The 17,511-nt window shown below is 47.2% G+C and carries 16 protein-coding genes, 1 tRNA gene and 1 other annotated feature; of the genes, 13 read left to right on the top strand and 4 right to left on the bottom strand.

The genetic code is table 11. The annotated features are described in order from the left end of the window. Nucleotides 1–8 precede the first annotated feature (8 nt). From argJ to argF, 6 genes are read left to right on the top strand one after another with little or no spacing between them, the layout of a single operon-like run. On the top strand, nt 9–1,226 hold the full coding sequence (gene argJ / locus BLD48_RS11935) for a bifunctional glutamate N-acetyltransferase/amino-acid acetyltransferase ArgJ (protein WP_083412322.1): 1,218 nt from the start codon (nt 9–11) through the stop codon (nt 1,224–1,226). Then, on the top strand, nt 1,223–1,996 hold the full coding sequence (gene argB, locus BLD48_RS11930) for an acetylglutamate kinase (protein ID WP_071500397.1): 774 nt from the start codon (nt 1,223–1,225) through the stop codon (nt 1,994–1,996). Before argJ ends, argB begins: the two co-directional genes overlap by 4 nt. Further along, nucleotides 1,962–3,104, top strand: a complete 1,143-nt coding sequence (locus BLD48_RS11925) for an acetylornithine transaminase (protein ID WP_071500396.1) — start codon at nt 1,962–1,964, stop codon at nt 3,102–3,104. The genes argB and BLD48_RS11925 overlap by 35 nt, the downstream gene beginning before the upstream one ends. Beyond that, a complete protein-coding gene (locus BLD48_RS11920; protein ID WP_083412321.1) occupies nt 3,101–4,156 on the top strand; it encodes a carbamoyl phosphate synthase small subunit in 1,056 nt (351 codons plus the stop codon). The genes BLD48_RS11925 and BLD48_RS11920 overlap by 4 nt, the downstream gene beginning before the upstream one ends. Beyond that, a complete protein-coding gene (gene carB, locus BLD48_RS11915) occupies nt 4,143–7,175 on the top strand; it encodes a carbamoyl-phosphate synthase (glutamine-hydrolyzing) large subunit (RefSeq protein WP_071500394.1) in 3,033 nt (1,010 codons plus the stop codon). The genes BLD48_RS11920 and carB overlap by 14 nt, the downstream gene beginning before the upstream one ends. Then, nucleotides 7,145–8,104, top strand: coding sequence for an ornithine carbamoyltransferase (gene argF, locus BLD48_RS11910; RefSeq protein ID WP_071500393.1), 960 nt, complete (start codon nt 7,145–7,147; stop codon nt 8,102–8,104). Before carB ends, argF begins: the two co-directional genes overlap by 31 nt. 56 nt (nt 8,105–8,160) lie before the next feature. On the opposite strand, the gene BLD48_RS11905 is transcribed toward argF, so the two are convergent. Together BLD48_RS11905 and BLD48_RS11900 are read right to left on the bottom strand one after the other, a co-directional pair. Continuing rightward, a complete protein-coding gene (locus BLD48_RS11905) occupies nt 8,161–8,970 on the bottom strand; it encodes an MBL fold metallo-hydrolase (protein ID WP_071500392.1) in 810 nt (269 codons plus the stop codon). Nucleotides 8,971–9,145: 175 nt separating this feature from the next. Further along, nucleotides 9,146–9,219: transfer RNA gene (locus BLD48_RS11900), tRNA-Gly, on the bottom strand. A 172-nt stretch (nt 9,220–9,391) separates the two neighbouring features. On the opposite strand from BLD48_RS11900, the gene BLD48_RS11895 reads away from it, so the two are divergent. Both BLD48_RS11895 and BLD48_RS11890 read left to right on the top strand, forming a co-directional pair. Next, nucleotides 9,392–9,937 (top strand): imm11 family protein, encoded by a 546-nt coding sequence (locus BLD48_RS11895; RefSeq protein WP_236630010.1) that lies wholly within the window; start codon nt 9,392–9,394, stop codon nt 9,935–9,937. Beyond that, nucleotides 9,934–10,353 (top strand): hypothetical protein, encoded by a 420-nt coding sequence (locus BLD48_RS11890; protein ID WP_071500390.1) that lies wholly within the window; start codon nt 9,934–9,936, stop codon nt 10,351–10,353. Before BLD48_RS11895 ends, BLD48_RS11890 begins: the two co-directional genes overlap by 4 nt. 53 nt (nt 10,354–10,406) lie before the next feature. Here the strand turns inward: BLD48_RS11890 and BLD48_RS11885 are convergent, their stop codons facing one another. After that, nucleotides 10,407–11,378, bottom strand: coding sequence for an alpha/beta fold hydrolase (locus BLD48_RS11885; protein WP_071500436.1), 972 nt, complete (start codon nt 11,376–11,378; stop codon nt 10,407–10,409). Nucleotides 11,379–11,388: 10 nt separating this feature from the next. Continuing rightward, entirely contained in the window at nt 11,389–13,068 is a 1,680-nt protein-coding gene (locus tag BLD48_RS11880) for a formate--tetrahydrofolate ligase (RefSeq protein WP_071500389.1), read from the bottom strand. 167 nt (nt 13,069–13,235) lie between these two features. Here BLD48_RS11880 and BLD48_RS11875 point away from each other — a divergent pair, with 167 nt between their 5' ends. From BLD48_RS11875 to BLD48_RS11855, 5 genes are all read left to right on the top strand, one after another. Continuing rightward, the gene (locus BLD48_RS11875) at nt 13,236–14,126 is read left to right on the top strand and encodes a carbohydrate ABC transporter permease (RefSeq protein WP_071500388.1); all 891 of its coding nucleotides are present in this window, start codon (nt 13,236–13,238) and stop codon (nt 14,124–14,126) included. Beyond that, nucleotides 14,123–15,010: a carbohydrate ABC transporter permease gene (locus BLD48_RS11870; RefSeq protein WP_071500387.1), complete on the top strand. Its 888-nt coding sequence runs from the start codon at nt 14,123–14,125 to the stop codon at nt 15,008–15,010. The genes BLD48_RS11875 and BLD48_RS11870 overlap by 4 nt, the downstream gene beginning before the upstream one ends. Nucleotides 15,011–15,152: 142 nt before the next feature. Beyond that, nucleotides 15,153–15,412, top strand: a binding site (T-box leader). Nucleotides 15,413–15,479: 67 nt separating this feature from the next. Then, the gene (gene asnA / locus BLD48_RS11865; RefSeq protein WP_071500386.1) at nt 15,480–16,454 is read left to right on the top strand and encodes an aspartate--ammonia ligase; all 975 of its coding nucleotides are present in this window, start codon (nt 15,480–15,482) and stop codon (nt 16,452–16,454) included. Nucleotides 16,455–16,636: 182 nt separating this feature from the next. Next, complete coding sequence (locus tag BLD48_RS11860) at nt 16,637–16,858, top strand: hypothetical protein (RefSeq protein WP_071500385.1); 222 nt, start codon at nt 16,637–16,639, stop codon at nt 16,856–16,858. Nucleotides 16,859–16,875: 17 nt separating this feature from the next. Further along, complete coding sequence (locus tag BLD48_RS11855; protein ID WP_071500384.1) at nt 16,876–17,469, top strand: DedA family protein; 594 nt, start codon at nt 16,876–16,878, stop codon at nt 17,467–17,469. The last annotated feature ends 42 nt before the right edge of the window (nt 17,470–17,511 follow it).

Here is a 17,511-nt window from a genome sequence, read left to right as displayed (position 1 = left end):
TCATGACTATGTTAAATGCACAACTGACATCACCGTTGACCGTAACGACACCAAAAGGGTTTAAAGCAACAGGAATCCATGTCGGACTTAGACGAAAACGTAAAGATTTAGCGCTTTTATTATGTGAAGGGGGCGCTGAAGCAGCAGCCGTCTATACGACAAATCAAGTTCAGGCGGCACCCATCACGGTGACGAAACAAGCGATGGCAACTTCAGGGGGAAAAGTACATGCTGTTTTGGTTAACAGTGGGAATGCCAATGCGTGTACAGGACAACGCGGACTCGAGCATGCCTATGCCTCGCAACACGCCGTTGCGGAACAGTTTCAATTAGCGCCTGAACATGTCGTCATTGCCTCAACGGGTATCATTGGTCAGCCGATGGCGATTGATACGTTATTACAAGGAATCGAACAGTTGAAACCGGATATCGAGGAAACACAGGCGGAAGACTTTGCGACAGCGATCTTAACGACCGATACGGGGACTAAGACGGCTGGGCGACAAGTGCTACTAAATGGCAAGGTCGTCTCGGTTTGCGGAGCCGCTAAAGGTTCTGGCATGATTCATCCGAACATGGCGACGATGCTTGGGTTTTTAACGACGGATGCTTCAATTGATGCTGTTTTTCTCCAAGATATTCTAAAAACGGCCGTGAATCGGACATTTAACTGTATTACGGTCGATGGAGACAGTTCGACGAACGATATGGTAATGATCCTGGCGAGTGGTGCTGCGCAAACAGAATCGATTGAACAGGGAACAACAGAGGCGGATCAGTTCCAACAAGCCGTTGACCAAGTCTGTCAGGATCTAGCGAAACAAATTGCGCGCGATGGAGAAGGGGCTACGAAACTGATTGAAGTCAAAGTAAATGGTACAAAAGACGAGTTGCTTGGTCGAAAGATTGCGAAACAAATCGTAGGCTCATCGCTCGTGAAGACTGCGATTTTTGGAGAAGATGCCAATTGGGGACGTATCGTGGCTGCGATCGGGAGTATCGATGAACCGATTGATGTCAGTCAAATCGACATCCGGATCGGGTCTCAAACGGTGCTTTGTCAAAGTATGCCGGTCTTGTTTGACGAGACGGTAGCGTCGAATGAGTTAGCGGCAGACGTGGTCGAGATTGAAGTGAACTTGAATCAAGGGACGAAAAGTGGACATGCCTTCGGGTGTGACTTGACGTATGACTATATCAAAATCAACGCGAGTTACCGCACATGAAGAAACGAAAATTAATCAAACTGGGTGGAAGTGTGTTCGAACAATTGGATCCTCGCTATTACGAGGAGTGGTCCGAGTGGTTAGCTGCAAAAAATGAATTGATTTTCATGCATGGTGGTGGACCGGCATTATCTGCTTACTGTCGAGAACTCCAAATTGATTCCATATTCCAAGCGGGAGTCCGAGTGACGACGGCTGAAGTATTGCTTGGGGCAGAACGTGTTCTTGGCGGTGAAGTGCAATCAAAAATCGTCTATACGTTAAATCAATACAAGTTACCAGCGGTTGGTATAACGGGGATTGATGGAGCGAGCATCCGGGGTGAAAAACAACCGGAGTACGGAGCAGTTGGACAAGTCACGAAAATCGAAGATAAGTTATTTCACACACTCATGCAAACAGGCTTCATTCCTGTTGTCACGTCATTGATCACAGGTTCCGAGGGCACGCTGAACTGTAACGGAGATACGTGTGCCGTCGCGTTAGCCACGGAATTAACAGTAGATGAATTTGAATTGTTAACCGATGTGGCAGGAATCAAGCTAAATGGTTTAGATCAGTCGGAGGTGACGATTTCTGATTTACAGGCAGGACTCGAATCGACAGAAATCAATGGAGGAATGATTCCGAAGGCGGAGGCACTCATTGAAGCAGCACGACAAGGAATCAAACATGTCCGGATTCGCTTCGGACAAGATGTGACCAGTCCGGGGACGCAGGTGAAGGAGGAGAAAAATGAGCGCATTATTACCAACGTATCAGCGTCATGACATCGAACTTGTAAAAGGAAACGGGTCCTTTGTAACGGATACAAAAGGACAAAAATATCTGGATTTCATGATGGGAATTGCTGTTTGTAATACCGGACACCGTCATCCGTATGTCCAACATGCTGTGGAAGAACAGCTTCAAAAATTGTGGCATACATCGAACTTGTTTATCAGCAGTAAGCAGGAACGTGTTGCGGAATTATTGACGAAGGATAGTCACCTCAGTCATGTCTTCTTTTGTAACAGTGGGGCGGAGGCAAACGAAGGAGCTTTTAAGCTGATTCGAAAATGGACCCAAAAAACGGAGATCCTGACATTCAGTCAGTCGTTTCATGGTCGAACATTCGCCATGATGGCAGCGACGGGTCAAGAGAAGATCAAAGCCGGATTTGGAGAAATGGTTCCGGATTTTAAGCATCTCATGTTCAATGATTTTAAGAGCCTGGAGAGGATTACGGAACAAACGGCTGCTGTCTGGTTAGAAGTCATCCAAGGAGAAGGGGGAGTGATCCTAGCTGATAATGACTGGTTGCAGGCCTTGATGGAACAAGCCAAAAAATATGACGTTAAAATTGTCATCGATGAAGTCCAGACCGGTATCGGACGAACGGGATCACGTTATGCCTTTGAACAAACACCACTCCAGCCGGATATCATCACTATCGCTAAAGGACTCGCAAGTGGTTTTCCGGTCGGAGCAATCATTACGACACCGATTGCTGCTACAGTCTTTACTCCCGGTACACACGGATCGACGTTCGGCGGAAATCCGCTCGCGATGACGGCAGCGGAAGCGACACTCGATTTGTTGTTACCGGATGAACAAATGAAACAAGTTCTGAACAAAGGCACGTATCTCATGGAGCAGCTGGCACAGTTGCCGTCATCCATGATTCGTGAAGTAAGAGGACGCGGATTGATGATTGGTATTGAGTTTCATCAACATGTATCACCATTGATTCAAGCACTGCAACAAATAGGGTTATTGGTCGTCAGTGCCGGACCGAACGTCCTCCGATTGTTGCCGTCACTATTCGTCACCGAGTCAGAACTTGATCTGGCGATCGAAAAAATCAAATCAGTATGCCAACAGGAGGTCATGATGTGAAAACAGTAGGAACATTACAACTGGCAGATGGACAGGTGTATCCGGGGGAATTGGCCGGAACGGCATCGGTTCAAGGAGAGGTTGTCTTTTTTACCGGCATGACCGGTTACCAGGAAGTGTTGACTGATCCTTCCTATCGTGGACAGATTATCGTCTTTACCTATCCGTTGATCGGACAATACGGTGTTTCTGCGGCGGATTCAGAAAGTCAACAGATTCAAGTAGCGGGTGTCGTCGTTCAGACGCTTGCGAATAACGGAACCGAATCTGATTTGGCCGACTGGTTGGCAGCATCCGACATTCCTGTCCTCAGTCAAGTTGATACCCGTGCTCTCGTCCATCACCTGCGTACCTACGGCGATCAAGTCGGCTCCATCGGGCTGAACGAACAATCGTCTTCACAACCGTCGGATTTGATTGCAACGGTTTCGACAAAAACGCATCAGGTTCATGAGACGGATCAAGCGGACGGACACGTGGTCTGCCTGGACTACGGTGTGAAAAAATCGATGATTGACGCGCTCAATGCACGCCGGATGAAAGTGACGGTCGTTCCGTTTGATACCCCGAAATCCGTGATTGATGAATTAAAACCGGATGGATTACTCTTTTCAAACGGACCGGGTGATCCGGTGCAACTCGATCATCTGACGGCTGACATCAAACAGTTGGCAGTAGCGTATCCGACACTTGGCATTTGTATGGGGCATCAAATCATTGCCAAAGCCTTTGGTTGTCAAATCGAGAAGCAACATCACGGTCACCGCGGGGCGAATCATCCGGTTCGGGAACTCGCGACAGGACGTGTTTTCATGACTTCACAAAATCATGGCTATGTCGTTCAGGCGACGAGTGTCGAAGCGTCTGAACTTGTTCCTGCTTATCAACATATCAATGATGGTTCAATCGAAGGTCTGATCCATCCGGCTTATCCGATTTTGACCGTCCAGTTCCATCCGGAAGCCCATCCTGGACCTGTCGAAGCGATGGTGATTTTTGATCAATTCGTAGCGAGTATTTTAAAACAGGAGGTAGCGTATGCAAGATCATAAAAAAGTCATGGTCATCGGATCGGGTCCGATCGTGATCGGACAAGCAGCGGAATTTGACTATTCAGGGACACAGGCCTGTCAGACACTTCGGGAAGCGGGATGCGAGGTCATGCTGATGAATTCGAATCCGGCTACGATCATGACGGATCCGTCGACGGCGGACCATATCTATATCGAAGCGATGACCCTCGAGAAGGCCACTGCCATCATTAAGCGGGAACGTCCAACCCACCTGCTCGCGACGGTCGGCGGACAAACGGCCCTGAATCTGGCACTATCGCTCGAAGAAGCCGGTGTGCTCGATCAATATCAAGTTGAGCTGCTCGGCACCTCACTCGAAACGATTCGCGATGGCGAAGATCGTGAACGTTTTAAACAGCGGATGCTTGAACTCGGTCAGCCGCTCCCGATCAGTCAGACGATCGAGACACTGGCTGAACTAGAAGGATTCATGGAAACGTCAGGTGTTCCGCTTGTCATTCGTCCTGCCTTTACGTTAGGGGGAACGGGAGGCGGCATCGCCGAGACAAAAGCAGAAGCACGGGCGCTTGCCGCGAACGGGTTACAGGCGAGTCCGATTTCACAATGTCTGGTCGAAGCAAGCATTGCGGGATATAAAGAAGTTGAGTATGAAGTGATGCGGGATGCATTTGATACGACGATTATCGTCTGTAACATGGAGAATATTGATCCGGTCGGTGTCCATACGGGCGATTCCGTTGTTTTTGCACCGATTCAATCGATTTCTGATCAGATGAATCAACGGTTACGGACTGCTGCCCGAGAAATCGTCTCTGCGCTCGGCGTCGTCGGGGGATGTAACATTCAATTTGCGATTCATCCGACAGAACAAAAATATTATGTCATCGAGGTGAACCCACGGGTCAGCCGGTCTTCCGCACTGGCCTCTAAAGCAACGGGGTATCCGATTGCGAAATTAGCGACACGCCTTGCACTGGGAGAACGATTAGATGATTGTATCAATCCCGTAACGAAAGAGACGATGGCGAGTTTCGAACCAACGATGGACTATATAACAGCCAAAGTCCCTTGTTTTCCGTTTGATCTATTCCCAGAGAGCGACCGGGCACTCGGAACCCAGATGAAAGCGACCGGCGAAAGCATGGCGATGGGGAAAACGCTGGAAGAAGCGTTGCAAAAAGCTTGGCGGGGTGCGGGAATCGAACAGGCTCCGCTTTATCCGAGTTGGATGAAGCAAGCCGATACGACGGAACTGTGGAATGAAGTGAAGCAGATCACGGATCGTCGTCTGCTCGCGACAGCAGCGTTACTCGATCGGAAAGAAACGACCCTCGAGCAAGTCGTCGAACTGACTCAGATTCAGCCGTTGTTCATTACGGTGCTCGAAACCTTGTTGTCGATTCAGGCGACATTGGATCTTACTTCCGAGGATTCACTTTTAAAAGCGAAACGCCACGGATTTACGGATCAACAAATCGCGGATGTATTAGAAGTACCGGTTGATTCCGTCCAACAGAAACGTCAAGAATTTGGTATCCGACCAGCATTTCAAATGATCGATACGTGTGCAGCAGAATTTTCAAGTCCGACACCCTATTTCTATGGCAGTTGGTCGGGGCAGACAGAAGTCGCGCCATCGACTCAAAAAAAGGTGGCTGTTCTTGGGGCAGGTCCGATTCGAATCGGTCAAGGAATCGAATTCGATTATTGTTCGGTTCATGCCGTTCGTGCGCTCCAACAAAGTGGATTCGAAACGATTATGATCAATAACAATCCAGAAACGGTTTCAACGGATTTTGAAGTCGCCGACCGACTGTATGTCGAACCGTTGACAATCGAAGATGTAGTGCATGTGCTCGAGGCGGAAGACTGCCAAGAGGTTTTGGTTCAATTTGGCGGACAGACGGCAATCGCCTTAGCGGCTGAACTGGAACAACGTGGTTATCATCTACTCGGAACGACGGCAGATACGATTGATGAGATGGAAAACCGGGACCGTTTCTATCAATTTTTAGATCGACTCGACATAGCGCATATTCCTGGCCAAGAAGTCTCGAGTCATGTCGAGTTAGCGACCGTTGTGACTCAGCTCGGTTATCCGTTGATGATTCGCCCTTCCTATGTCATTGGTGGAAAAGGCATGCATCGTTTGAAAACAGCAGCGGACTTGGAAGTGCTGTTGCCTGAACTGTCGTTTCCGATTTTAGTGGATGCTTATATCGAAGGAAAGGAGTTCGAAGTGGATTGCATCTCTGATGGGATCACGACGTACGTTCCCATTATTATGGAACAGATTGAAGCCGCAGGTGTGCACTCTGGTGACTCGACGATGATCTTACCGCCGGTTTCGGCCACGCTGACGTTACAAGACAAAATCGAAGGAATTGCTAAAACCATCGGACAACAACTTGCTTACAAAGGAGCGTTCAACATCCAGTTCGTCGTCAAAGAGCAAAATATTTATGTCTTGGAAATCAATCCCCGTGCATCGCGGACATTACCGATTGTTGCCAAAGTCACAGGACAACCGTTACTCGAATGGGCAGTCCAGGCGGCGAGTGGGCAACATGTGCGTGCGTTACCTGGACAACGGATGAGTTTACCGTTCCACGCGGTGAAGACCCCGATTTTTTCGACGCTGAAATTACGTTATGTTGATCCGATGACGGGACCCGTCATGCGTTCGACCGGCGAAACATTACAGTGGACATTAACCGGTTTGGCAAAAGAACGTTTTGCCCATGATGAAACAACAAAAACAATGATGCTGAATCGGACTCTTCGAATTGCCGGTAAAGGAACGGAAGGATGGGCAGACGCAGTACCGTTAGACAACGAGACTGATTTTGATCGGTGTCAAGTGTTCTTCTCGATCAGCGAAGAGGAACAGGCACAACGCGCATTGGCTTTGACCAAGGGAGTTCTCGTCATCACCGAAAAACACCTGGCTCAGTATTTTGAGAGCATCGAGAAGATTGACATGCTCCCTGTGAAGCCGTTGGCGGAATGGATGACACGAAAGGAGCAAATCAAGTGACGAACACGAAACAGCAGGTACGACATTTATTGACTTTGGAAGAATTGACGGCGGAAGGATTAACCGATTTATTAGAACTGGCAAAAGCGGTCAAGCAAGCTCCAACGACGTATGCAGACACACTTAGCGGAAAAAAGGTAGCGTTGTTGTTTGAAAAAGCCTCGACGCGAACACGTATTTCGTTTGAAGTGGGTGTCATCGAGTTAGGGGGACATCCGGTTGTACTGAACGGATCAGACATGCAAATCGGGCGAGGCGAGTCATTGAGTGACACGATTCAAGTGATGAGTCGTTATGTCGATGCCTTGATGATCCGGACGTTTGCTCATGAAACGGTCGAGACACTGGCGACACATGGAACGATCCCGATCATCAATGGTTTAACGGACATGCACCATCCATGCCAAGTCTTAGCGGATTTACTGACGATTGAGGAACACTTCGGTCAGCGGACGGGGAAGGTATTGACCTATATTGGTGATGGGAACAACATGGCACATTCGCTATTGATCGGTGGAGCCTTAAGTGGGATGACGATCCGGATTTGTAGTCCTGCTGCTTACGCACCGGATGAGACGATTGTGGAGCAGGCGAAGCAACTGGCGAAAAAGACAGGTGGGAAAATCGAGCAATATACCGAACCGAACAAAGCCGTTGTTGGGGCGGACATCATTTACAGCGATGTGTTTGCGAGTATGGGACAAGAAGAAGAAGCTGCAAAACGTTTGGATGCTTTCGAGGGGTATCAAGTCAATCAAACGTTACTAAAGTTAGCCGTTGATGATGTGATTTTCTTACATTGTCTTCCTGCACATCGCGGGGAAGAAGTGACAGCGGAAGTCATTGATGGTCCTCACTCTGTTGTTTTTGATCAGGCGGAAAATCGTCTGCATGCCCAAAAAGCATTGATGATTGAATTAATGGGCTAATACGAAACGAGACAACGTCTGCCGCTTAATACAAGCGGCAGACGTTGTCTCGTTTTTTAATCGTATTGGCGTCGGGCAAGTTGCTCCGTATGTTCTTTTGTAATTTGGCGCTTGTTTTTTTCGTGTAAGCGGCTCATGAATGACGTCCGTTGCCAAGACGGAGACCAGTTCGATTCTTTTCCGGCACGCAAGGCTAAAATATAGTCATAACTGAGGTGAAGGCGTTCGATCATTTCGGTCCGGACGTCACAAATATGTCCGTGACCGGGAATGAGTAACTTGACTTCGTATTCGTAAATAAACGATTCAAGCAGTTCGAGCGTCGTCAAATATTCACTGGAATCATGTTCAATCAATGGGATTTCGACATCCGATGCATAATCGCCGCAGACAAGAATGTGCAGGGGCATGACGACAAAAGAGAGGTGTGTCGCTTCATGACCGGGCGTCAGGAAAAAAATCAACTTCGTTTTACCGATCGTCAACGTGGTTTCTGACTCTTCGATGACATGCATGATTTTTGGAAATAGGACAGGGGATTCGATGTAGTATTCATCATTAAAGTGTTGCACCTCTTCGAGTGCACCGGCCTGATCGACATCGATAAACCGGCGGGAAGCAATCGCGATGGCATCCTTGAAAGCATATGCCCCCAAAATATGATCGAAGTGGGCATGGGTATAGACGATATAAAGAGGACGATCATGCCGGATGATTTCGACGTCCCGGCGAATCGTCGCGATTTCATCCGGTAGCCAGCCTGGATCAACGACGATCAGACAGTCGGGTGTTTCAATCAACGTCGAAGTCGTTTTCATTAACGTGCTTTGGTAGACTGTCACACCGGGCATCTTCATCTGAATCATGGAATTCCTCCTCTTTCTTCGATGGAAACTTTTATAACGAACTATACCCCAAAAGACGTGGTATGTATCCTTGGGTATACAAAAAAAAGACGACCCGCATCGTTGCGAGTCGTCTCCCCTCTAGAGGGATTAGGGTCGTTGACCTATGTGTCGTGACCTATGTTATGTCATAAGTTGGAGCGGGTGAAGAGAATCGAACTCTCATCATCAGCTTGGAAGGCTGAGGTTTTACCACTAAACTACACCCGCAAAAGTGGCTACATGAGATATAGTAGCATAGCAAAGCGATTATTTCTACGACTTTTATGAAAAAAGGTAATTCTTTTGATTTTATGTGTACAATAATAATAGCTAAATCGTTTACATGAGCTTCCTGTAACGAGCGTAAATGGCTGAGGATGGAAAGAGGAGCGAATGACTGGTGAACAAAGTTCGAGTTTGGAGCGAACAGCCGATGGGAAAAGGATGGATGGCGATATGTCATCATCAAATCGATCGTTATCGCTTCACGACAGGAGAGTGGTTTCTAAACGCAAGCTTACTTGCCTTTTCAATCGAACAGGATGCGGATATGTTACCGGACGTGCTTCCGAACGAGTTGAATATCCCGCTTGTATCTGAACGGATGAAACAGACACTGGAACGGTTGACACCGTTTTCTATCCAGTGTCTTCGCGTCCAACTAAAGACACGATCGGGATTAAGCAATTACTATCTCATCAATATACTAGCGGTAAGACGGGTGGAGCATCTACATAAGACGGAGATTTTCCGAACCATTCGGAAAAGACAGGTCTATTTCATGACGGAGCGCATCGTCAGTGAATCGCTTGGTCCCCACCACATCTTACGGGATGAACGTACGAATCGTATTTTCCTCTCGAATACGCTAGCGCGGTATTTGGAACAACTAGCCGTGACAGGCGTACATTTTGGCGAGATAAATCGAATGGAGGAAATCATATGAAACAGTACACGGTCGATAATTGGATTACACTTCAATATCCACAAACGTTTGAATATCAGGAAGAGGAAACGTTCGTTAGTTTTTATTCGACGGAAGAAAATGCGATGGGGACGTTACAGTTATCCATCTATGAGTCGGATACGGAAGAACTGACACCGTTTGAAGCAGCCGAGCAAGAAATCAATTTGTTGGTAGAAGAGTTTGGGATCGAACTGACCGGACCTCTCGAAGCGCGTCGTAACTCATCAAAAGAAGCACTACTTGCTGTTGATGGGAAAGAGGAAGAGGTCTTCATCCGAATTTTTGCCTATTCGGATGGCGAACGTCTTGTTCTGTTGACATATTCTGCTGACCGAGAGTCATTGGAACTAGAAGAAATCGAAACAATGATTTTATCTTTGAGCTGGATTCATTAAGATTAAAAGCGGGGCGCCCTCTAGGTTAGAGGACGCCCCGCTTTTTGTTTTGATTACTGATGTCCTTGTTTTCGGACAGAGGAAGGATGAAGCGAGCCGACTTGTTTATTCAGCCAACCGGCGATATCCGCAAACACACGAATTCGTTCAAATTCATGAAATAGTTCATGACGTAAACCACGATAGACAGTGAGTTGAACCCCTTCAACGCGAACGCGATTGTAGGCATCAAACAGTGTATGAATTCCTTTCCCGTCAAAAGCGACTGGATCATCTTCTCCGGCAGTAAGCAACAAAGGCAAGTGACGGGGATGTTGATACAGATAGGCAAGCGAGTTGACGGCTTTCGTTGCCGCCAACAATTCATAAAAGAATCCAAGCGTCACCGTCTGGCCTGACAACATGTCTTCATCGTATCGTAAGACCGATTGGGGGTCCGAGGATAACCAGGCATTCGGAGAGAGCGCTGGGAAAAACCGTAAGTTGTACCGACCGAAAATTAATTTACTCATACCTTCCGCTGGGTGTCGCGAAGACGTTTGTTCGATCAAGCGTTGTACGACTTGTTTGCTAAGCGTTCCGAGAAGTCCGCTGTCCGTAGGAGGACCACTTGCGATGACGCCTGCTAGCTCATGACCAAGCGTTTGACCGAGTCGTCTTGAAATCAATGAACCAAAACTATGACCGAATACAAAAATCGGTAAGTCTGAATAACGGTCCTTGATGTCGTAAACTAATTCTTCAGCATCTTGTACTAACTGATCAAACCCTTCATTAGGTTCCAAATGCCCAAGCGAATCCAATTGTTCTGCACGTGTACCAAAACAACGCAAATCCGGAATGATGGTGTGGTAGTGATGGGCATAGAGAAATTCAGCAAATTCTTGATAACGTGCTCCGTGTTCCATCATTCCGTGAAAAACGATAACAACACCCTTCGGCGCCGTAGCTTCAAGCAGATGCATCGTCGTCGTATAACCGTCTGATGCAATCCAGTGTGTATGGTCGATTGTCACATCTATCATCCTTTCTTGATTAAGAAAGCCCGAATATCGTTCCATCTTCAGAAATTCCCATCGTATTAGCAGCCGGTGTTTTAGGTAAACCCGGCATGGTTAATACATTCCCGGTCAAAGCGACAATGAACCCAGCTCCGATTGCCGGTCTGATTTCGCGGACCGTGATTGTAAATCCTTCGACGCGACCATATTTACTTGGGTCGTCCGTCAATGAGAAGGGGGTTTTCGCCATACAGATTGGTAAATGATCGAGTCCTTGTTCCGTGCAACGCTCAAGTTCACGTAATGCTTTTTCTTCAAAATGGACGCCGGCAGCACCGTAAACACGTTTTGCAATCCGTTCGATTTTTTGTGTGAGCGGTAAATCTGCTGGATAAAGGGGCGTGAACTGACTGTCTTCTTCGATTGCTTCGAAAACCTGTTCGACCAGTGTTTCTCCACCAGCTCCCCCTTGACTAAACACTTCACTTTCAGCTACCCGAATCTTACGTTCCCGGCACCAATCGAGTACGGTTTGGCGTTCAATCTCCGTATCGCTTGAAAAGCGGTTCAGTGCGACGACTGCAGGAACACCAAACAAATCCATCGTCTCAACATGTTTCTCGAGCAAAGCAAGTCCCTCGACTAAGGCAGATAAGTTTTCTTCTGACAATTGATCTTTCGCAACACCACCATGCATTTTTAACGCACGGACAGTTGCGACGAGAACGACGGCATCCGGATGTAGATTGCCAATTCGTGATTTGATATTAAAGAATTTTTCGGCTCCGAGATCCGCTCCGAATCCAGCTTCTGTGACGACATAATCGCTTAATTTGAGGGCGGTTCGCGTCGCAATCAGCGAATTACATCCATGGGCAATGTTGGCGAACGGTCCACCATGAATCAATGCCGGGGTTCCTTCGACGGTTTGGACAAGGTTTGGACGGAATGCCTCTTTTAAAAGTAATGTCGCAGCACCAGAAGCCTGGATATCCTTCACCGTAACCGGTTGCTGTTCGTATGAGTACGCGACGACGATTCGGCTAATACGCTCTTCTAAATCGGCGATGGAATCGGCGAGGCAGAGAACCGCCATGATTTCCGAGGCTACCGTGATGTCAAAACCATCTTGACGGGGAATTCCATGAGCCGCTCCACCGAGTCCGATCGTGATGTTACGTAATGCCCGGTCATTCAGATCGAGAACACGTTTCCAAGTGATGCGACGTGGATCAATCCGTAAGTCGTTTCCTTGATGAAGATGATTATCCAGTAAGGCGCTGATCGTATTATGGGCCGAGGTGATAGCATGCATGTCTCCTGTAAAGTGGAGGTTGATTTCTTCCATAGGTAAGACTTGGCTGTAGCCACCACCACAAGCTCCACCTTTTAGTCCCATCGTTGGTCCGAGTGACGGTTCCCGTAAACAAATCATCGTTTTGTGATTGAGCCGATGCAAGGCCTGACCAAGTCCGACCGTGACAGTCGATTTTCCTTCACCGGCAGCCGTCGGATTGATGGCTGTGACGAGAATCAACTTGCCGTCGGCTTTCGTCGCTAACCGTTCGGCTAATCCGTCTGCCAACTTGGCTTTGTACTTTCCGTACGTATCGTAATCGGCATCGGTCAGCCCGACTTGCTTAGCGATTTCAGAAATAGGTCGTAACGTCGTTTGTTGGGCAATCTCTAGATCAGAACGAATGGTTTTCTCCATGGCATACTCTTCCTCTCAAGATGAATTTCTCTATATTTCTTTATAGTAGCTTATCTGAAACGAGCACGCCAAACAATCGTTCAATATTTTCCACCCAATGTGTCAAATGGTTACGTTTTCATTTTGCTTTGAATTCCGTACTGTTAAAGGTAGAGGAGGGATGATCGATGGCAGTAGGCAATAAGAAAAAAGTAAAACGTGGACTTGAATTCTGGATGTTCGTCGGACCGGTTTTTTTAGTTTTTGCAGTGATTGTTCTCGTACCTTTTTTTAATGGTGTCATGTACTCATTCACGGACTGGAACGGGATTACAGGAGAATTGAACTGGATCGGCATGGACAACTACGTACGACTCTTTACGGTCGATGAACAGTTCCAGCAGTCGTTTTGGTTAACGACAAGATACACCGTCGTTGCAGTCATCTTGACTAACTTGGTCGGATTCATCTTAGCGTTTTTACTCACACAAAATATTCGGACGCGGAATTTTTTACGGACAATCTTCTTTATGCCGAACTTGATCGGCGGATTGATTCTCGGATTCGTTTGGCAGTTCATTTATGTTAAAGGATTTGCGTCGATCGGAGAGCTGACAGGTTGGAGTTTATTTGAACTTCCTTGGCTTGGTGACGCACAGACTGGTTTTTGGGGAATTGTCATCGTTTCGGTCTGGCAGGGCGGTGGCTACATCATGGTCATCTACATCGCTGCCTTACAGAATGTCCCGCAGGAACTGATTGAAGCCGCAAAAATCGATGGAGCGAACCGCTTGTCGACGTTACGGAACATCACGATTCCACTGATCATGCCGTCGGTTACAATCTGCCTATTCTTAACGATTTCATGGTCGTTCAAACTGTTTGATACGAACTTGTCCCTGACAAATGGTGGACCGTTTAAATCAACAGAAATGCTGGCCTTGAACATTTATAAGGAATCATTTACAAACAATAATCTCGGGCTTGGTTCCGCCAAAGCGATCATCTTCTTTGTTGTCGTCGCGGCGATTACCGTGACACAAGTCTACTTGACGAAAAAACGGGAGGTGGAAGCATGAGTACCGCACAACCTTTACCGAAACCAGAACTGAAGCCGGAACAGCCGGCACCGAAAAAGCGTGGGCGTTATTCAGTCCGTCTAGGTACCGTCGAAATTGCTGCGGTCTTGATGGGTTTGCTCTACATGATTCCGTTTTATTACGTCATTTCCAACTCATTTAAGACGCAGGGTGATATTTTCACGAATACCTCTGGACTTCCGAAAGAATGGATTACGTCCAACTACACGGATGCATGGGAAGCGATGAATTTCGGGAAAGTGTTCTTGAACTCGGTCATCATTACCGTCGGCGCCAATGCCGTCATCGTCATTTTCTGTTCGATGGCTGCTTGGAAGTTGGTCCGAACGAAAACCCGTCTATCGACCATCATCTTTTTCCTATTCGTCGCAGCGATGATCATTCCGTTCCAGTCGATCATGATTCCGTTATCGAAGTTATCTGGCGACTTGGGTCTCCAAAATAGTTACTGGGGCTTGATCCTGATGTATCTTGGCTTCGGTTCCGGTTTATCGATTTTCTTATATCATGGATTCATGAAGTCGATTCCGGAAGAGATCGAAGAAGCTGCAATCATCGATGGCTGTTCGCAGTGGGGCGTTTTCTGGCGAATTGTCTTCCCGTTACTCAAACCGATCACGGTGACGATCGTCATCTTGAATACACTTTGGATCTGGAATGACTTTTTACTGCCGTCATTGATGTTACGTGACGTTGAACTTCGGACGATTCCGCTCGCGACGTTCTATTTCTTTGGTCAGTATACGAAGCAATGGGACTTGGCACTAGCTGGATTAATTCTTGGTATCATTCCGCTCTTGCTCTTCTTCTTCGCCATGCAAAAACAAATTATTCAAGGAATTACGAGTGGTTCCATCAAATAAGATGTAAGCGCGTTCTCGCTTCTGCGGGAACGTTTTTAGTTGAATTGGTTAATCTGATTAGTCAGATTATTTTATCTTTTTTTGAAAAAAGGGCTTTTCAAATGCTTTGCGGATGGTGTACGATGTTCTCAATTCAATTGTAACAACGACGTTGAAAGGAAGAGTAACATCTTGTAAGACCGGATTAGCGAGCTGGGGACGGTGAAAGCCCAGTCGGACACAAGTTGCGAAGAACATCCTGGAGTCGCTACCCGAACACAAAAGTCAGTAGGCGTAGCCGGAGTTGCCTGTCCGTTATCATATGGCCGAAGATTGAGATGATACATGATCATCAGTCTTTTGAGTGAGCAGCTGAGCTGTTAACATGGGTGGTACCGCGGAACCGAGTCTTTCGTCCCATATTCTTGGGAGAGAAGGGCTCTTTTTTATGGCTTCTTTTTCAAACACACAATTGAGGAGGAAGAATACCATGACAACACTCGTATCGATGAAACAGACACAGGAAGCTATCACACTCGTAAAAAAACGCTTTGAGGAGCAATTCTCATCCCAACTCGGACTGACACGCGTCGAAGCCCCATTGTTCGTTGAAAGCACATTAGGGGTCAACGATCATCTCAACGGAATTGAACGTGTCATTCGCTTCGATGCGATTGACCATCAGGCAGAACTTGAAATCGTTCAATCCCTTGCGAAGTGGAAACGCCAAGCACTTCATACCTACGGATTCGCTAAAGGCGAAGGGTTATACACATTGATGCACGCCATCCGCCGGGATGAAGTGTTGGATGCAACGCATTCGATTCATGTCGATCAATGGGACTGGGAACGAATCATTTCAAAAGAAGAGCGGACGATCGATTATCTGCAAACGACGGTACGGGCGATTTATCAATCGATTCATCAAGTTGAACGTGAAGTCGAAGAACAGTTTGGAATCGAGGCCATCTTGCCCGAGACAATTCATTTCATGACGACACAAGAACTCGAAGATGCCTATCCGACCCTCTCAAGCAAGGAACGGGAGACGGAAGTGACGAAAGAGCACGGGGCGGTCTTCTTGATGCAAATCGGTGGTGCCTTGGCATCTGGTGAAAAACATGATGGACGAGCGGCTGATTACGATGACTGGACGCTCAACGGTGATATCTTGGTTCATCACCCGGAAATCGGCGCCTTCGAACTTTCGTCGATGGGTATTCGTGTCGACCGGTCAACGTTACTCGCACAAATCGAAACGACAGGCGAACATGCGAAACTTGATTTCCCATTCCATCAAGGTGTGTTGGAAGAAACCTTACCACTGACGATTGGTGGAGGAATCGGTCAATCTCGGATGGCGATGTTCCTGCTGAAAAAGCGTCACATTGGTGAAGTTCAAGCATCTGTTTGGTCAGAAGAGACGCGGACGGAGTACCGTCAGCAAGGTGTCCACCTCTTATAACGGCGAGTTGAGTGATTGATTTATAGATCAGACAATCGATCGATGTTTCCCGGCATATCATACATGCCGGGAAACATCGATTTTTTTGTCGATAAAACAAGTTCATGAGACCTCAGACGGAGGGAAGACGTGTGAAAGTAAGTTATAATGGGGATACTAACTAATAAGAAAGAGGTGGAGATATGTCAGCGGTACTCATTACAGGATTAGTATTTGCTTTACTTTTCGTAGTTTTCCTTTGGTTCAACATCAAAGGGTTGCGGACGATGTGGCGTGATTACAAACGCACTGGATCGATGATGGCACTTGGCTTCTTTATCGTCGGAATCATCGGAATCTTTACAGGTGTCTGGACGACGCTCGTCGTCATCATTTATTATCTTCTTCGTCCTGCACGAGGCTGATTTAGAGGAGTGGTTGGATGTTAGAATGGTTATTCTCAGCCGGAGAATCGAATCTCTGGCTGTTTTTAGGAATCATGATCTTAGGACTCGGAACGGAGTTGATTCCGGCTGAAGTCGGATTACCTTTACTTGGTCTCTACGTTTCGAATGGAACGTTAGGATGGACGGCAGCGGTTCTGATCGGCTTTGTCGGAAGTTTGATGGGAGCGACGTTGTTTTATTTTCTTGGGCGTTATGCCGGTCGGCCTTTATTGATTCGTTATGGAAAGTGGTTGATGATTAAGGAACGTGAAATCGTCCAAGGTGAGCGAATCGTTTCGAAATACGGTTCATGGTCCGCGTTATTTGGTCGTTTTTTCCCGGTCGTTCGTTCCGTCGTCTCAATTCCATGCGGTTTGTTCAACTTATCCTTTAAACGTTACTTAATCGCATCCAGTATTGGGCTGTTTCCGGTTTCCTTGTTCTATGTCTGGTTAGGAGAGCGGTTTGGCGTTGAGCGAGCAGAATCGATGCTGAAAGGGTTAGAACAAGAGTTATGGTGGATTCTTGGAATCATCGTTTTAGGGATTGCCGGGTATATTCTGTATCGTCGATTAAAAGCAAAACGATGATTATCATCAGGGCTGACTCAAGCGTTGGTCTTTAAACAGAAC

Source organism: Exiguobacterium sp. KRL4, assembly GCF_001870785.1.
GTDB lineage: Bacteria > Bacillota > Bacilli > Exiguobacteriales > Exiguobacteriaceae > Exiguobacterium_A.
Note: the sequence above shows the minus strand (reverse complement) of the source record. Positions and strands in the feature narration are given on the sequence as shown.